Source organism: Pelomonas cellulosilytica (assembly GCF_021353265.1).
Taxonomy (GTDB): Bacteria; Pseudomonadota; Gammaproteobacteria; order Burkholderiales; family Burkholderiaceae_C; genus Pelomonas; species Pelomonas cellulosilytica.
This window is the reverse complement of record NZ_JAJTWU010000004.1, coordinates 307,013-325,373: the sequence shown is the minus strand read 5'-3', so window position 1 is coordinate 325,373 and position 18,361 is coordinate 307,013. Positions and strand designations below refer to the sequence as shown.

The window sequence follows — 18,361 nt, the reverse complement described above, 5'->3', positions numbered from 1 at the left end:
ACGTCACAGGCGGCCAGACGGGCAATCGCCTGGACCTGTACCCGGACAACCTCATCACCGCGGGCGACAGCATCACGCTGCTGGCTGGTGGCGACATCACGCTGCCGCGCCTCGTGCTCGCGCAGAACGGCGCGATCAGCGTCACGTCCACCGGCGGCAGCGTGCTGCTGGACCGCGTGGAGGCTGCCAACAACGACGTGACCATCTCGGCCGCCAAGGGCGCCATCCAGGAGATCGGTACCGATGCCGCGGCCGATGTGCTGGGCATCAACCTCAAGTTGACCGCGGGTGGCCCCGGCATCGGGAGCGCCGCCAATGCACTGGAAATCGACTCCTCGCGCCCCAGCCACGGCAACGTCTGGGCGTTGGCCGATGGCTCCATCTATATGGTGGAGACCGCGGGCGACCTCAACCTCGACCGCGTGCGCTCGACGAGCGCCGATGTCGAGCTGACCGTGCTCGCCGGCGACCTGCTGGACGACCTGGCAGACCTGGCCTCGGACATCGACGCCAACAACATCACGCTGGCGGTCAGCGGAAGCATCGGCAACTACTACAACGATGTCGAGATCGACAGCCGCTTCAGCGCGGCTGGCGGTTTCGTCAATGCCAGCGGCACGACCGGCGTGCAGCTGACCGAGGTCGTACAGGCGCTGTACGTCGGCACGATCCTGAGCAGTGCGGGCCACGTGCGGCTCACGACGCGCGACAGCCAGGCCAGCGGCGAAAGCATCATCGTCGGCGAGGGCCGCACGGTGCAGGCCGGCAAGAGCATCACGCTGAACGCGGGTGACGACTTGCGCATCAGCGGCACCGTCAGCGCCGCGGAGCGGCTGTTCTTCAGCGTGGATTACCACAGCGCCGATGCCGAAGGCGGTGTCGCGCAGGTCGGCGGCAACGCGAGCGGCGACCGCCCGGAGCTCCATGGCGACGACCAGGGCGACGTGCTGGACGTGTCTGCACAGTCCCAGGGGTGGACGGTGGATGGCCGCGGTGGTGATGACACCCTCATCGGTGGCAGCGGCGCCGACGACCTCTATGGCGGCGATGGCGTCGACAACATCGCCGGCAACGCGGGCGACGACTTCATCGATGCCGGCACCGGAGCCGGTGGCACGCTCAGCGGCGGCGCGGGCAACGACCGCATCTTCGGCAGCGACGATGGTGGCGACGGCGCGCAGGGCGACAACATCCTGGGCGGCGACGGCAACGACCAGATCTGGGGCCTCGGCGGCTCGGATTTCATCGATGCCGGCGCGGGCGACGATTTCGTCGATGGCGGCTCGGGCGATGACACGATCTACGGCGGCGCCGGCAAGGACACGCTCTATGGCGGCCGTGGCGACGACATCATCTACGGCCACGCGCCGACCGAGCTGGCCGACCAGCCCATCGACGACGACGCCACCGACCGCATCTTCGGCGAGCAGGGTGACGACGAACTGCACGGCAATGGCGGTGACGATGTCATCGACGGCGGCTTCGGCCGGGATGCCATCTACGGTGACGCCGGCAACGACGAACTCCGCCAGGGCTATGGCCAGGGCGGCGTCATCGACGGCGGCCAGGGCGACGACCTGCTCGTCGGCTCCGACGACGGCGACGACACGCTGCTGGGCGGCGCGGGCGACGACCGTCTGCAAGGCCTGGCCGGTAACGACCACCTGGACGGCGGCGCCGGTGCCGACACGCTGGAAGGTGGGGCGGGGGACGACCTGCTCGAAGGCGGCGCAGGTGTGGACCTGATGGTGGGCGGCGCGGGCAACGATGTGCTGTACGGCCACTCCGTCAGCGGTGCCGGCGACGACAAGGCCGCCGACTACCTCTATGGTGACTTCGGCACCAACGGCAACGAGGCCGGCTCCGGCCGAGACAAGCTCTTCGGCCAGGGCGGCAATGACCTGCTCTATGGCGAAGGCGGCGACGACCTGATCCAGGGCACGGCGGGTATGGCCGTGACCGAGACGGGCGGCGGCAGCAGCAACCTCATCGATTTCGGAGGCGGCGGCGACGACGCCGGCTTCAATGGCGCCGTGACCGCCACGCCGGCACCGGCCATCGTGCCGGTGGACGACACCAGCCCGCGCGCTGCGGGCCAGCTGCCCGATGGCGTGGCGGGCGCCGGCCGCTGGGCCGACCTCAACGGGAGCGCCATCGACGCCACGCGCGGCCTGTCTGGCGACGCCGGCCTGTCGCAGCAGCCTGCAGTGGCGACCGGCCCGGCCGGCGAGCGGTTCGTGGCCTGGAGCGACAGCCGCAACGGCAACTTCGAGATCTATGTCGCCCAGCATGACGGCACCCGGTGGGTGACGCTGGGTACGAGCGCCTCGCAGGGCGGCGTGTCGGCCAGCGCGGCCGCGGCCTCCGCCAAGCCGACCCTGATGGTCGACGGCACCGGCGCGCCCATCGTGGCGTGGACCGAGACGCTCGCCGACGGCAGCCACGACATCGTCGTCAAACGTTGGGACGGCAGCGGCTGGGTCAGCCTGCCCGATGCCACCAGCAACGGCCATGCGGTGCAGGCCAAGCTGGTCGCGACGGCAAGCGGCCCGGTCATCGTCTATACGGACGACACCGCGGGCAACCTGCGGCTGTACGCCAAGATCTACACCGGCGGCAGCTGGGTGGCGCTGGGCAGCCAGTCGGCTCCCACCGGCACAGGGCTTGCCGTCGGCACCGAACTGCGCGACTTCTCGGTGGCGGCCAGCGGCGGCAAGGTGGCCGTTGCGTACTCGGCGGTGCAGCCGGGCACGTCGCTGCGCCAGGTCTATGTCACCGAGTTCACGCCGGCCGCCGGCGGTTCGGTCGCCACGGGCTCGTGGGCCGGCCTTGCGGGCTCCGACAGCGGCACCGGCGTGTCCGGCGGCGCGGCCGTGAAGACGGCGCTCGGCCTCGACACGACCTACCACGCCCAGCCGAGCGTCGCCTACTTCGGCGGCAGCCTCTTCATCGCCTGGCAGGCCTGGGCCGACCAGGGCGCCACCGTCGTCACCGCGCAGCTCGGCAGCAGCGGCGTGACGGTGCGCGACGTCATCCGCGACTTCAGCCGACCCGGCCTGCCGCAGCTCGCGGCAGGCGGCACGTCGCTGCGCCTCGTCTGGGTGAACACGCCGCTGCTCGATGCGGGCAGCAGCCTGTACGAGCGCCAATGGAACGCCACCAGCCAGCACTTCGAGGAAGTGTTGCCCGGTCAGGCCAGCGGCATCGGCGCCGGGAGCGGCATCAGCGAGACGGGCGGCGAGCCGCAACAGCTGGCCCTCGCCGTGGACGGCAGCGGCCGCGCCGTGCTGGCGTGGGCAGACGCCAGTGCCGGGGCGTCGGCCGCATCGCCGGAAATCCTCGTCCGCGCCGACGCGGCGCCGGTGGGGCGCGTGTTCACGGCCAGTGGTGCGACCACGGTGCAGAGCCTGCTCGACAGCCAGGCGCTGGGTGCGGGCGACGTGATCATCGTGCAGGGCAGCCAGGCCGGCTTCACGGTGTCGGCCGCCGATGCGGGCGTGACGATCTGGGGCGCGCCTGGCAGCAGCATCACGAGTGCCGTGACGATCAACGGCTTCGGCGTGACGCTGCAGAACATCAAGCTGCAGTCGACGCTCACCATCGCCGGTGACAACGCCGGCGTCAGCGACAGCAGCGTGACCGGCCTGGTGAGCCTGACGGCGGGGCAGGGCGCCCGGCTGTTCGGCAATGCGTTCACGGGCGGCGTGAGCCTCGCCGCCGGCGTGGCCGGTGCCAGCCTGCGCTTCAACACCATTTCCGGGGCCGTCGGCGTGCTGCTGGACAGTGCGACGGGTGTGCAGCTCCGCGACAACACCGTCACCGGTTCCACGGCGGCGCTGCGCGTCGTCGCCGGCTCGGCGGCCTCGGGCCGCATTGCGGGCAACACCTTCATCGCCACGGGCACGGCCACCGGCCTCGACCTGCTGGCGACGTTCGGCGGCCCCATCGAGAACAACGCCGTCAAGGGCGGGGCGCTGGGCGTCAACTACGCCGCCGGCAACCAACTGGCGGGCAACACCGTCACGGGCGCCACGGTCGGCGTCAAGACGGGCCTGGCCGGCTCGGCAGCGCTCGGCTGGGTAGGCGCGTCCGTCGACCGGCCGAACACCTTCGAGGCCAACAGCACCGGCGTGCAGCTGCTGCCGGGTGGCTTCATGCAGGGACAGATCGTGCGGGGCAACACGGTGGGCGTCACCGGCGCCGGGCAGCTGGGCGGCGAGACGCTGGACCACGCCAACCTCATCGAGGCCAATGCCACCGGCGTGAACGCTTTCACCGGGACGATCCAGTTCAACCGCTTCTCGGCCAACACCGTTGCCGTCAACGCGACGAGCGAGCAGCGAATCCTGCACAACCTGTTCTATCGCAACACGGCGGTGGGCGTGCAGATCACCGGGCGCAACGACGTGCGGGTGTTCAACAACACGTTCTACGCCGTCACCGGCGACAACCTGCGCTCCGAGGGCAACAGCACCGAAGTCGAGGTGCAGAACAACCTGATGTGGGCCATGGGCGGCTACGACCTCTTTGTGGCCAACGACAGCCGCTACGGCTTCTACTCCGACTACAACAACCTGTTCGCCTCCGGCACCGGCAAGGTCGGCTTCTGGACGAAGGACTTCAAGGACATCCTCGACTGGCAGGCCGACATCGCCCGCTTCGACCTGCACTCCATCGGCGCGACGGTCGTGAACCCGACGTGGGCGCAGCCAGAGTTCGTCAGTGTCATCGGAGACGACTTCCGCCTGCGCGACCCGGTGGCGCTGCAGCGCTTCAGCTCGCCCGGCGTCGACATGGGCAATGCGCTGATGGACAACGGACGCAACCCGGCGGACGTCAACCTCATCGCCAACCCCGGCTTCGAGAACGGGCTGACGGGGTGGGAGGTCAATGCCGGCTCGCAGGCGTTCGTGACGCCGAGCGGCAATGCGCCGCTGGCCTACGAGGGCAGCAACTTCTACTTCGCCGGTGGCGTGGCGGGCGGTTTCGCGCGTCAGACGTTCACGCTGGCGCAGCTGGGCCTCACGGCGGCCCAGGCCGACAGCCAGGACTTCGAGCTGCTGTTCGGCGGCCGCATCCGCATGGGCGTCGAGAGCCCCGTGGACAGCGGCGAGGTGCAGCTCATCTTCCGCAACGCGGCGGGTGACGCGCTGGCCACGGCCGTGGCCAAGGCCAGCGGCACCACCAATCGTTGGGAGCTTGTGGGCCAGCGCGCCGACGTGCCGTTCGGCACGCGCTCGGTGGAGTTCGTCTTCAAGACCAACCGCCTGGCCGGCGGCAACGCCGACGGCTATTTCGACCAGGCCTTCCTCTACAAGGTCAGCGAGAACCAGGGTGCCGACCTCGGCGCCTACGGCAACGCTGCCACCGATCTGCCGGTCAGCGGCGTGCCGCGCATCGACCTGCGCTCGCCCGACCTGTACGTCGACTGGGAGAAGTTCAAGCCGATGAACATCACCTGGGAGACGTTCGGCAACACCGACGACTCGCCGGTGCGCATCGACGTCTACCAGGACACGGCCGACGGCCCGAAGTGGGTCGCCAACGTCGTCAGCGCCACGCCAGACTCCGGCCAGTTCACGTGGATCCCCGGCAACAGCGGCATCGACTTCAACACGCACGGCCTGCGCATCCAGATCAGCCTCGTGACGAATTCGGCCGTGCTGGACCGCAGCCAGGAAACCTTCACGGTGCCGGAAGACGGCCTGACCTACTACGTCAATGACGGCTCGATCGCCGGCGACGAGTACGCCACTGCGGCGGGCGACAACCGCAACACCGGCAAGAGTGCCGGCGCGCCCAAGCCCAACGTCACCAACCTGTTCCGCACCTACGACCTGCAGGCCGGCGCGACGCTGTACGTCGACACCGGCAACTATGCGTTCCTGGAATCGCTGACGCTGTCCGGCTCGGTCTCGCGCGGCTTCGGGATCGACGAGGGCTTCGTTTTGACCGGCCCCACGCAGGCCGGCCACACCGCCTCGCTGTTCCCCATCGTGCCGAACGAGCGCACCTGGGCACTGCTGGACCTGTCCGACACCGACTTCGTCAGCCTCAGTCACCTGCAGCTGCGAGACGCCAACCGCGGCCTGCTCATCACCGGCGGCGCCGACGCGATGGATCTCGACGCCATCGAAGCGTTCGGGCATGTCAACGAGGGCATCTACGCCGCGCAGATCAACGCGCCGCTGCAAAGCTGGACGGGCCTCAACGTCCACGACAACACGCAGACCGGGCTCTACGTGTCGGGCGCGCTGGGCGGCATCGACCAGCTCAGCGCCAGCCGCAACCGCGGCCAGGGCGGCCTGTACGCCGAGGGCAGCCTCGGCTTCCTGACCAACTCCACGCTGACCAGCAACATCGGCAATGGCGCCTACCTGTACTACCCCGGCGCGGTGCGTGTGCAGGGCAACCTGTTCCAGGGCAACAGCGGCACCGGCCTCGTCTACAACGTGGGCGGCAGCGCGCAGGCCCTCGTGGGCGGTGCACTGGGCTCCGGTCTCGGCAACCGCTTCCTGAACAACGGCAGCGGCGGCGCCAGCTTCGGGGGCAACGCGCTGGTGCAGGGCAACGTCGCCAGCGGCAACCTGGGCAACGGCAGCTACGGCATCGGCATGAGCGGTGGCGAGGCGCGCGAGAACGTCGTCTACGGCAACGCCAACGGCCTGGCGATGTCCGGTGGTCTCGTGACCAACAACCGCATCTACGCCAACAATCCGGCCACTGGCAACACCTACGGCACGGGCCTGTGGCTGAGCAATGCCACCGCCACCGGCAACACGGTCTACAGCAACCTGCTGGGCGTCTACAGCCAGGGCAACAGTGTGCTGCGCAGCAATCTCATCTACGGCAACGTGAACGTGGGTGTGCAGCTGCAGGGCAGCAGCCCGCAGTTCATCGGCAACACGGTCTACCAGACCACCGGCGATGCCGTGCAGCTGTACGGCTCGGCCAGCAATGCCAAGTTCCTGAACAACATCCTGTGGGCCGGCACCGGCGGTGTGGCGCTGAACATCGACGGCAACTCTCAGAACGGCTTCACGTCCAACTACAACATCGTTCAGGGCGCCGTCGGCACCTGGCAGGGCACGCAGCGCGCCACGCTTACCGCCTGGCGACAGGCCAACTTCCAGGATCTGGACAGCCAGGCCACCGATCCGCTGTTCGTCAACATCACCGGCGCCGATGGCAACCTCGGCTACGCCAGCACGGCCAGTGACGGCCGCGACGACGACTTCCACCTCCGGAGCACGCAGGGCAGCTTCCACGGCGCGTCGCTCGCGCCGGTGCTGGGCAGCGACGGCCTGCCGGTGCTGCTGACCGGCACGCTGGTGCGGGATGCGCAGGACAGCACAGGCATCGACCGCGGTGCGGCCGACCAGCCGTTTGACCAGGAACCCGCGCCGCGCGGCGGCTATGCCAACATCGGCTCCGACAGCAACACCAAGTACGCGTCGCTGAGCCCGGCGGTCTATGTCCGCGTGATGTCGCCCAACGGCGGCGAAACCGTGGCCGAGGGCGAGACCTTCACGGTGCGCTGGCGCTCTGACGGCTTTGCCGGCAACGTCAACATCGACATCAGCCTGGACGGCAGCAACTGGTTCTCGGTGGCGGCCGACGAGGCCAACGACGGCGCCTACAGCTGGACGCCCGGCTCTGGCCAGTTCCCGGGCGGCGACTACGTGCTGCGAGTCAGCTCCGCCAGCCAGCCGGCCATCAAGGACACGTCCGACGCCAAGTTCAATCTGGCCAGTACGGTCAGCATCTTCTACGTCAACGACGGCTCCACCGCCGGCGACGAGTACACGACCGCCGTCGGCGACGACGCCAACGATGGCCGCAGTGCGTCCAAGCCCAAGGCCTCGCTGCAGGCGCTGCTCAACGCCTACGACTTCAAGCCGGGCGACGTCATCCTCATTGACAGCGGCGTCTACAACCTGTCCACCAACCTGGTGGTCGACGCGCAGGACAGCGGCGTCGTCATCCGCGGCGCGGTCAACCACGCCTCGGTGCTGAACCGCGGCAACACCAACAGCGGCCAGTACGCCTTCGTGCTAGGTTCCGGCGCCACCGACGTGACGCTGGACCGCGTGACGCTGACCGGCGGCCAGTGGGGCTTCGTCGTCAGCGACAACACGGGGGCCCATCGCTTCACGCTCAGCAACAGCGAGATCACTGGCAACAGCTCCGGGGGTGTCTACGTCGGCCAGAACATCGACGACGGCAAGGTGCTGAACAACCTCGTCCACGACAACGCCAACACCACCGGCATCCAGGGCCAGTACGCCACCCGCCTGCTGATCAGCGGCAACTACATCTACAACCAGTACACCGGCATCTACACGTACTCGTCAGGCGACGAGGTGGACGATGGCGCCACCATCGTCAACAACCAGGTGCACGACGTCACCACTGGCATCCAGCAGAGCTACGAAGGCTGGATCCGCAACAACACCGTGTGGGCCGCAGGTACCGGCATTTCCGCCGGCAGCTCGTACGGTGTCAGCGGCAACACGGTGTGGGGCAGTACCACCGGCATCGACGCCAGCTCCGTGGCCGTCACCAACAACACGTTGTACGGCAACGGCACCGGCCTGAGCGTCAGCAGCCTCACGGCCAGCGGCAACCGGGTGTACGACAACACGCTGGGCATCAACGCGGCAGGCAGCACGCTGGTGACGAACAACCTCGTCTGGGACAACACCGGCACGGGCGTGCGTATCAACGGAGGCCACAACGGTACTGAGCTGCAGGGCCTGGTCAACAACACCATCGTGCAGACCGGCGGCACCGCGGTGCTCGTCGAAAACGCCAGCAACGCGCGGGTCGTCAACAACATCCTCGATCTGCGCTCCGGCGCGCTCGGCATCTCGGTGAGCCCCAACAGCGAGAACGGCTTCCAGAGCGACTACAACCTGTTCGCACAGCAGAGCGGTACGGTGCTCACGCGCTGGGAAGGCCGCGATTTTGCGAGCCGCCCGGACTGGGTCTACGAGACGGGCTACGACACCCACAGCCGCGTCGCCGCGCCGACCTATGTCGACGCTGACGGTGCCGACAACACCTCCGGCTGGGCCACGACGCCCATCGGCGCCGCGCGCATCCTGGACGACGGCGACGCGGGCGTCACCTTCACCGGCAGCTGGACGACCGTCTCCACTGGCACGCCGGGCTACGGCGCCGACCGCCGCGAGGCCAATGGCTTCCAGACCGGCAACGGCAGCAACACGGCCACCTACACCTTCACCGGTCTGCGGCCCGGCACCTATGTGGTGGCCAGCACGTGGGCCAGCACCTCCGGCAACAGCGGCAGCACGCTCTACGCGTTCTACGACGGGGCGGCCAGCGCTTCCAACCTTCTGCGCAACATGCGCACGGGCCAGAACTCCCTGCCGGCCGACTACGCGGCGGATGGCGCCAACTGGCGCGACCTCACCACGATCGTCATCACCGGCGACACGTTGACGGTGCGCGTCAGCGACGCCGGCGCCTACGGCAAGATCGTGGCCGATGCGCTGCGCGTCCAGCGCATCGTCGGTGACCGCGGCGCCGATGACGACTTCCACCTGGCGGCGGGCTCTGCCGGCGTGGATGGCGGTGACCCCACGTCCGTCTACAGCCGCGAGCCGCTGAACAACGGTACCCGCATCGACCAGGGCGCCTACGGCAACACGGCGGGGGCCACGCAGAGCCCCGCGCCGATGATCCAGGTCACCGGGCCGACGGGCTACGCCAAGCTGACGGTGGGCACGCCGGTTGACGTCGAATGGCATTCGGCCGGCCTGCTGCCGACTGAGCCGGTGCTGGCGATCAACACCGGCAACGACGGCCCGGTGGCCGGCGGTGCTCTCGGCAACTGGCAGCGCAACAGCTACCAGACGCAGAGCTACACCTATTCCAGCTTCACGGGCGCGGTCGACACCTCCGGCGTGGCCAGCCCCGCGCCAGATGCCGTCTACCGCAGCCAGGTGTTCGCCAACGGCACGGTGGGGCAGGGTTTGAGCTGGGCGCTGCCGGTGACCGACGGCGAGTACGTCGTGCGTCTGCACTTCGCCGAGCAGTACACCTATACCAATCCAGGCAACCGCCAGTTCGACATCAAGCTCAACGGCACGACGGTGCAGAGCAACTTCGACATCCGAGCAGCCGCGGGTGCCAACTTCAAGGCAGTCGTCAAGGAGTTCACCGTCACCGCCAGCGGCGGCACGGGCATCAACCTGGATCTCATCACGAAGACCAGCGGCTGGGGCGCCGAGATCAGCGGCATCGAGGTGCAGCGCGTCGTGCCGACCGGCGACGCGGCCACCAAGGTCAACCTGCAGGTCAGCCTGGACAACGGGCTGTCGTGGAACACCATCGCCACCGGTCTGCCGATGGACCGCTTCGGCAATGGCCGCACCTCGTGGACGCCCGAGTTCTCGACCGCGGGCAACACGGCGCTCATCCGCGCGATCGCCGTGCGTGGCGACGGCAGCACGGCCGCCACCGACACCTCCGACGAGCCCTTCCTCATCGCCAACGGCGGTCACGTCTACTACGTCAACGACGGCTCGACGACCAACGACGAGTACACGACCGCCGTGGGCGACAACGCCAACAGCGGCAAGGACGCGGCGCATCCGATGGCCAGCCTGTCGGCCCTGCTGCGCGCTTACGACGTGGGCCCGGGCGACACCATCTTCGTCGACGCCGGCCGCTACAACTTCATCACCAACCTCAACCTCTCGGCCAAGGACTCGGGCGTGAGCATCGTCGGCGCGCTGCACAGCGTCACCGAGCTCAACCGTGGCAACACCAACGGCGGCCAGTACGTCGTCAGCATTTCGGGCGCGACCGACGTCAGGCTCGAGAACCTCAAGCTAAGCGGTGGCCAGTGGGGCGTCGTGCTGAACGACAACACCGGCTCGCATCGCGTGTTGATCAGGAACCTCGAAGTCACCGGAAACTCGACCGGCGGCATCTATGTCGGCAGCAACAACGATGACGTCGTCGTCGCCGGCAACACGGTGCATGACAACGCCAACTCGACCGGCATCCAGGGCTCCTACACCACCCGGCTGCAGATCACCGACAACCTCGTCTATAACCAGTACACGGGCATCTACACCTACTCGTCTGGCGACGAGGCTAACGACGGCGCCGTCATCTCCGGCAACCGCGTGCACGACACCACGACCGGCATCCAGCTCACGTACGAAGGCGTGGCGCGTAACAACACCGTGTGGGAATCGGGCACCGGCCTGAACCTCACCAACGCCCGCGGCGAGAGCAATGCGTTGAGCCTGGGCACCTACGGCATCACCGGCTCCGGCTCGGATGTCGTCGGCAACCGCGTTTTCGGCAACGCGACCGGCATCGAGATGTCGAGCAGCACGATCTGGGAAAACCGCGTCTACAACAACACGCTGGGCCTGCGCGACACCGGCAGCGACCTTGTGCGCAACAACGTCTTCTGGGGCAACACGGCTACCGCGCGAATTGCCAACGGCCGCTCCGGCGACGAGCGCAACGGCTTCTACAACAACACCATCCGCCAGTCCGGCGGCCGTGCGATCGAGGTGGAAGCCAACGCGACCAACGTCCGCCTGCGCAACAACATCTTCGACATGACGGGCGGCGTGGCCGTCTACGTGCCGGGCAACGCCGAACGCGGCTTCGACAGCGACTACAACCTCTTCAGCGGCACTGACGCGACCTCCATCCTTGGCACCAACTGGGAGGGGGTGGACTTCAACAACCTCGTCACCTGGCGGTTCGAGACGGGCAACGACATCCACAGCCGCGTGGCGGCGGTGCAGTTCGTCGATGCCGACGGTGCCGACAACAGCGCCGGCTGGTCGGTCGCGCCCGTGGGTGACGCCATCGTGCTGGACGACGGCGACATCGGCGTCAGCTTCACCGGCGGCTTCACGACGGTTGCCACCAACGGCGGCTTCGGCGGGGACCGACGCGAAGTCGGCGGCAATTTCTACGGCACCGGCGCCAACTACGCCACCTACACCTTCACGGACCTCACGCCGGGCACGTACCAGATCGCTGCGACTTGGAACGTCACCAGCGGCTATGCCAACAACACGCCGTACGAAATCTATGACGGCATCGTCGACCCGGACAAGCTGGTCAGCTATCAGCGCACGGCGCAGAACAGCCTGCCGGCGGACTTCACCGCCAGCGGCGTATCGTGGCGCAACATTTCTACCGTCGTCATCACCGGCAACACGCTGACCGTGCGCGTCAGCGACGCCGGCGCCTACGGAAAGTTCACGGCCGATGCCATCCGGCTGCAGCGGGTGCAGGGCGACACCGCCGGCGACGACGACTTCCGCCTGCCGGTTGGCGCGGCCGGTGTGGATGCCGGCGACCCGAGCTTCATCTACGTCAACGAACCGTTCAACAACGGCGCCCGCATCGACATGGGCGCTTACGGCAACACCGCCAATTCGACCCAGAGCAGCGCGCCGATGATCCAGGTCAGCGGCCCTGACGGCTACGCCAAGCTGGAGGTCGGCACGGCCATCGATGTGAGCTGGCACACCGCCGGCCTCGTCGGCACCGAGCCGGCCCTGCTGATCAACGCCGGCAACGACGGGCCGGTGGCCGACCCGCTGCTGGGCATCTGGCAGCGCAACACCTTCCAGACCCAGGGCTACACCTATTCCAGCTTCACAGGTGCGGTGGACACCAGCGGCGTCACCAACCCGGCGCCGGATGCCGTCTACCGCAGCGAGCTCTTTGCCAACGGCACGGTGGGGCAGGGCCTGAGCTGGGCCCTCCCGGTGTCCGATGGCCAGTACATCGTGCGCCTGCACTTCGCCGAGCAGTACGTCTACACCAACCCCGGCAACCGCCAGTTCGACATCAAGCTCAACGGCAATACGGTCCAGAGCAACTTCGACATCCGCGCCGCCGCGGGGGCCAACTTCAAGGCCGTCGTGCGCCAGTTCGACGTCGTCGCCAGCGGCGGCAAGGGCATCAACCTCGATCTCATCACCAAGACCGCCGGCTGGGGCGCCGAGATCAGTGGCATCGAAGTCCTGCGCGTCGTGCCGGCCGCCGACCCGCAGGCCACGGTCGACCTGCAGACCAGCCTCGACAACGGCGGCAGCTGGCAGACGCTCGCCACAGGCCTCACGATGGACCGCTTCGGCAACGGCCGCTACAGCTGGACGCCCGAGCAGACCACCGACGGCAACACCGCGCTCATCCGCGCCGTGCTGCGCCGTGGCGACGGCACCGTCGCCGCGCAGGACGTGTCCGACGAGCCCTTCCTCATCGCCAACGACGGCACCGACTTCTACGTCAACGACGGCAGCCTCACCGGTGACGAGAGCACGACGGCCATCGGCAACAACCTCAACAGCGGCAAGGACGCGGCCCACCCGATGGCCAGCCTCACCGCGTTGCTGCGAGCCTACAACCTGAACCCGGGCGACGTCGTCCACATCGACACCGGCAACTACCGCATCTTCACCAACGCCGTGCTCGATGAGAGCGACTCGGGGGTGCGTATCAGCGGTGCCAGTGGCGTCGGCCATCAGTCCGTCATCAGCCGCGGCAACACCAGCACGGCGGCCTACACCGTCGAGTTCAACGGTGCCGACAACGTCACCATCGATCACCTGGGCCTGACCGGTGCGGGCTACAACGTCGTCTTCGACGCCAACGCGGACAGCGACAACAACACGCTGCGCGCCAACGAGATCAGCAGCGCCACCCAGGACGGCGTCTGGCTCGGCGCCAGCAACGACACCAACCTGTTCGCCGACAACGTGCTGCGCAACAACGCCGGCCGCGGCATCTACCTCGAGAACGCGACGGGCAACCGCGTCGAGAACAACGACATCCGCAACAACGCGACCGGCTTGTACTTCTACAGCGGCACCAACAACCTCGCCCTCGGCAACAAGGTCCACGACAACAGTAGCGTCGGCATGTCGGCGGACTACGGGACCGCCAACACCTTCCGCAACAACGAGGTTTACAACCAGGCCGGCGACGGCATCCACTACTACTCCGGCAGCACGGTGCTCGAGGGCAACCTCATCCACCACAACGGCACCGGCATCAACGGCACCTACTACATCACCATCCGCGGCAACGCCATCTACGCCAACACCACCGGCATGCAGGTGTACGACGCGCTGGTGGAAGGCAACCGGATCTACAGCAACTCGGTCGGCGTCATCGACACCGGCTACAGCCGCCTCGTCAACAACGTCATCTACGCCAACACCAACCAGGGCGTGCGCGTGCAGGGCGGCCACACACCGGATGCTGGCGACGGTCTCTATAACAACACCATCCTGCAGACGGTGGGAGAGGGGGTCCGCCTGACGGGCAGCGCCTCCAACGTGGTGCTGGTCAACAACATCCTGCGGGTCGATGCCGGCTACGGCATCAGCGTGGACAGCAACAGCCAGGCCGGCCTCGTCAGCAACTACAACCTGCTGTACCGCGGCCCGGCCGCCAACGCCTTCATCGGCCTGTGGAACGGCGCGACGCAGGCCACGCTGGCAGCATGGCAGACGGCCTCGGCCAAGGACGCCAACTCCGTCACTGGCAATCCGAACTTCCTCGACATCGACGGCGCCGACAACATCCTCGGCGAGCAGGGCCTGTCCACCGGCAACGGCGCCGACGACAACTTCGAGCTCGACGCCTTCTCGCCGGCCATCGATGCGGCCAACGCCTTCTTCGCGCCGCCCAAGGACATCGAGGGCCGCGACCGTCGCAACGACCCTGACGTTGCCAACCGCGGCGCGGGCTGGGATCTTTTCGTGCCGGCCGACCAGGGCGCCAGCCTGTTCACCGCCGGCGGCACGGCCAAGGGCTTCCGCACCGGGGACTACGCCTTCGACCAGGACCTGGGCTTCAGCTTCAGCTTCTACGGCAAGACCTACACGAAGATGACCGTCAGCGCGAATGGCTTTGTCCAGTTCGCCGGCCCGGACTCCCCCTACAGCGCCAACGCCAACAGCACCGAGGCCTTGCTGCGCAATGTCCGCATTGCGCCTTTGTGGGACAACCTCGAGACCTACAGCAGCGGTAAGGACATCTACGTCAGCCAGACGGCCACCAGCATCACCGTGCGCTGGGCCGCCAAGCTGGAGGGCACCACGACCGACGTGAACGTGGCCCTGACGCTGAATGCAGACGGCACGATCCGCTTCGACTACGGTGCCGGCAACACTGGCCTCACGCCGACCGTGGGCCTGTCCGCCGGCAACGGCTTCACCTACGTGCTGGCCAGCTACGACGGCCAGGCCAACCTCGCCAGTGCCAACTCGCTGGTGTGGACGCCCACGCCGGGCCTTGTCTACTACGACATCGGCGCCTATGAGTTCCAGGGGGCGTCCGGGGACACGACCGGGCCGAAGGTGGTCAACATCTCGCAGCTGCCAGCCAACGGCGGCACGACGGCGCTGGCCTTCTCGTCAGTGCAGGTCGACTTCAGCGAGGCGCTCAACGGCGTCTCTGCACGCAGCCCGGCCAACTACGAGCTGCGCGCGGCCGGTGCCGACGGCCAGTTCGACACGGGTGACGACGTCATCGTCAAGCTCAGCCCGTTCTACAGCTTCCCCGAGACCAGCCTGACGCTGAACTTCGGCAACGTGCTGGCCGAAGGCAAGTACCGCCTGACGCTGTCCGGCACCAAGGCCATCTTCGACACGGCTGGCAACGCGCTGGATGGCGATGGCAATGGCGCGCCGGGCGGCGACTACGTCCGCACCTTCACCATCGACCGCAGCACCAACCACGCGCCGGTGGCCGCCGCCGCCACCGTGTCCGTGGCCGAGAACGGAAGCGTCGAGATCACGCTGGTCGGCACCGATGCCGATGGCGACACGCTGACCTACACCATCCCGACCGATGTGCAGCACGGCACTCTGTCGGCCATCGACCCGGTCACGCACAAGCTGACCTACACGCCTGACGCCGACTACAACGGCCCGGACAGCTTCGTCTTCAAGGTGGACGACGGCAAGACCGGCGTCTCCTCGGCGACTGTGACCCTCCACATCACGCCCACGAACACCGCGCCGGTCGCGCAAAACCAGTCAGGCTCCGTCAACGAGGGTGGCAGCCTCAACCTGCTGCTGTCCGCGGCCGACAACGAGACCGCGCGTGCCAACCTGAGCTTCGAGCTGGTTACCGGCCCGGCCCACGGCACGTTGACGCAAGGCGCCGGCGGCGCCTGGGTCTACACGCCGAACGCCGGCTACATCGGCGCCGACAGCTTCACCTGGCGGGCCAAGGATCGGGGCGACCCAGATGGCGCCCTGGGCAATGCGGCGACGTCCAACACCGCGACGTTCAGCCTCACGGTCCTCAACGTCAACGACGCGCCGGTCATCGCGCCGGTGGCAGACCAGACGGTCAACGAAGGCAGTCTCATCCAGGTCCAGCTCAGTGCGACCGACCCGGACGGCCCGTCCAAGACCTGGATGCTGCTCAGCGGACCGTCCGGCGCCACGCTGGACGCCGCCACCGGCCTGTTCAAGTGGACGCCCACGGACGGCCCGGGCAACGTGGACATCCTGGTGCGCGTCAGCGACGGCGGCACACCCAACCGCAGCGCCGACCTCGCGTTCAAGATCCTGGTCAAGGACGTCGATCCCAAGCTCGCCTTTACCGCTCCCAACACTGTGGGCGGCGTGGGCAATGGTGTCGCCGGCCAGGCCTACACCTTCACCTACACGGTGACCGACCCGGGCACCGACACCATCACCTCGTTACTGGTCGACTGGGGTGACGGCAACACCGAGACCATCAGCGGCAACCCGGGCAGCCTGACGCACACCTTCGCCAACGTCGATGGCAGTTACACCGTCAAGGTCTCGCCAATCGACGAGGACGGCACCCACGCGCCAAGCACGCTGGCCCTGCACATGGAGTTCAACGACCCGCCAGTGGCCAACGGCCAGGCGGTGCAGGTCGACGAAGACACGCCAAAGGTCATCACGCTGACGGGGACCGACCCCGAGGGGGCCGCGCTGACCTATGCGCTCGTCAGCGGTCCGGCCCACGGCACGCTCGGCGCCGTGAACCCGACCACCGGCGCGGTGACCTACACGCCGGGTGCCGACTACAACGGCATCGACAGCTTCGTGTTCAAGGTGACCGACCCGGGTGGCAAGTCCAGCATCGCCACCATCAACCTCGTCGTCAACCCGGTCAACGACAAGCCTGCCATCGCGGCCATCGGCCAGCAGACCCTCAACGAGGGCCAGACACTCAGCGTCACTGCGTCGGCCAGCGATGTTGACGGCCCCGGACCCATCACCTGGTCGCTGGTCAACGGCCCGTCGGGTGCCGCGATTGACGTCAGCTCCGGCCTCATCACCTGGAAGGCCACCGACGGCGAGGCGACCTATGCCTTCACCGTCCAGGCCAGCGATGGTGCCGGCGGCCTGTCCACGTCCAGCTTCAATGTTGTCGTCCACGACGTTGCGCCAACGCTGACAGCCACGGGCAGCGCCAACGCCGACACCGGCAAGCCCTACACGCTGAACTTCTCCGCTGTCGACCCCGGCCAGGACACGATCAGCGGCTGGACCATCGTCTGGGGTGACGGCAACACCAGCAACATCGCCGGCACCGCGACCAGCGCGACGCACGTCTACACCGCGGCCGGCAGCTTCACGATCAAGACTTCGGCCACCAACGAGGACGGCACGTTCACCGGCGCGGTGGTCGCGGTCAACGTCGTGCAGAGCAACCATGTGCCCGCGGCGCAGGACGACAGCTACACCGTCCATGCCGGCAAGTCGCTCACCATCAATGCGCCGGGCTTACTTGGCAACGACACCGATGCCGATGGTGACACGCTCACCGTCACGGGCATCGAAACGACGGGCCTCAAGGGTACGGCCACGGTCGATGGCAGCGGCAAACTGGTCTTCACGCCGGCCGCCGGATTCGTCGGCAACACGCAGTTCAGTTACACCGTGAGTGACGGCAACGGTGGAACGGCCACGGCGCTCGTCAAGATCGCCGTGACCAATGCCGCCCCGGTGGCCGCTGCCGACAGCTACACCATCCATGCTGGGCAGACGCTGACGATCAACGCCCCGGGTGTGCTCGCCAACGACACCGATGCCGATGGCGATGCACTGAGCGTGACGACCATCGACCAGACCGGGCTGCAAGGCACGGCAGCCATCAGCGCGGACGGCAAGCTGGTCTTCACGCCGAAGGCGGGCTTCACCGGCAACACGCAGTTCAGCTACACCGTGGCCGACGGCAACGGTGGAACGGCCACGGCGCTCGTCAAGATCGCCGTGACCAATGCCGCCCCGGTGGCCGCTGCCGACAGCTACACCATCCATGCCGGCCAGACGCTGACGATCAACGCCCCGGG

The 18,361-nt window shown here is 67.8% G+C and carries 1 protein-coding gene (only partly in view); it reads left to right on the top strand.

Annotation, left to right across the window (positions count from 1 at the left end):
- The coding region annotated (locus LXT13_RS12400) for an Ig-like domain-containing protein (protein ID WP_233372240.1) crosses the window boundary (this coding region is incomplete at its 3' end): on the top strand, nt 1-18,361 show 18,361 of its 42,356 nt. 23,995 nt of the annotated region lie to the left of the window's left edge.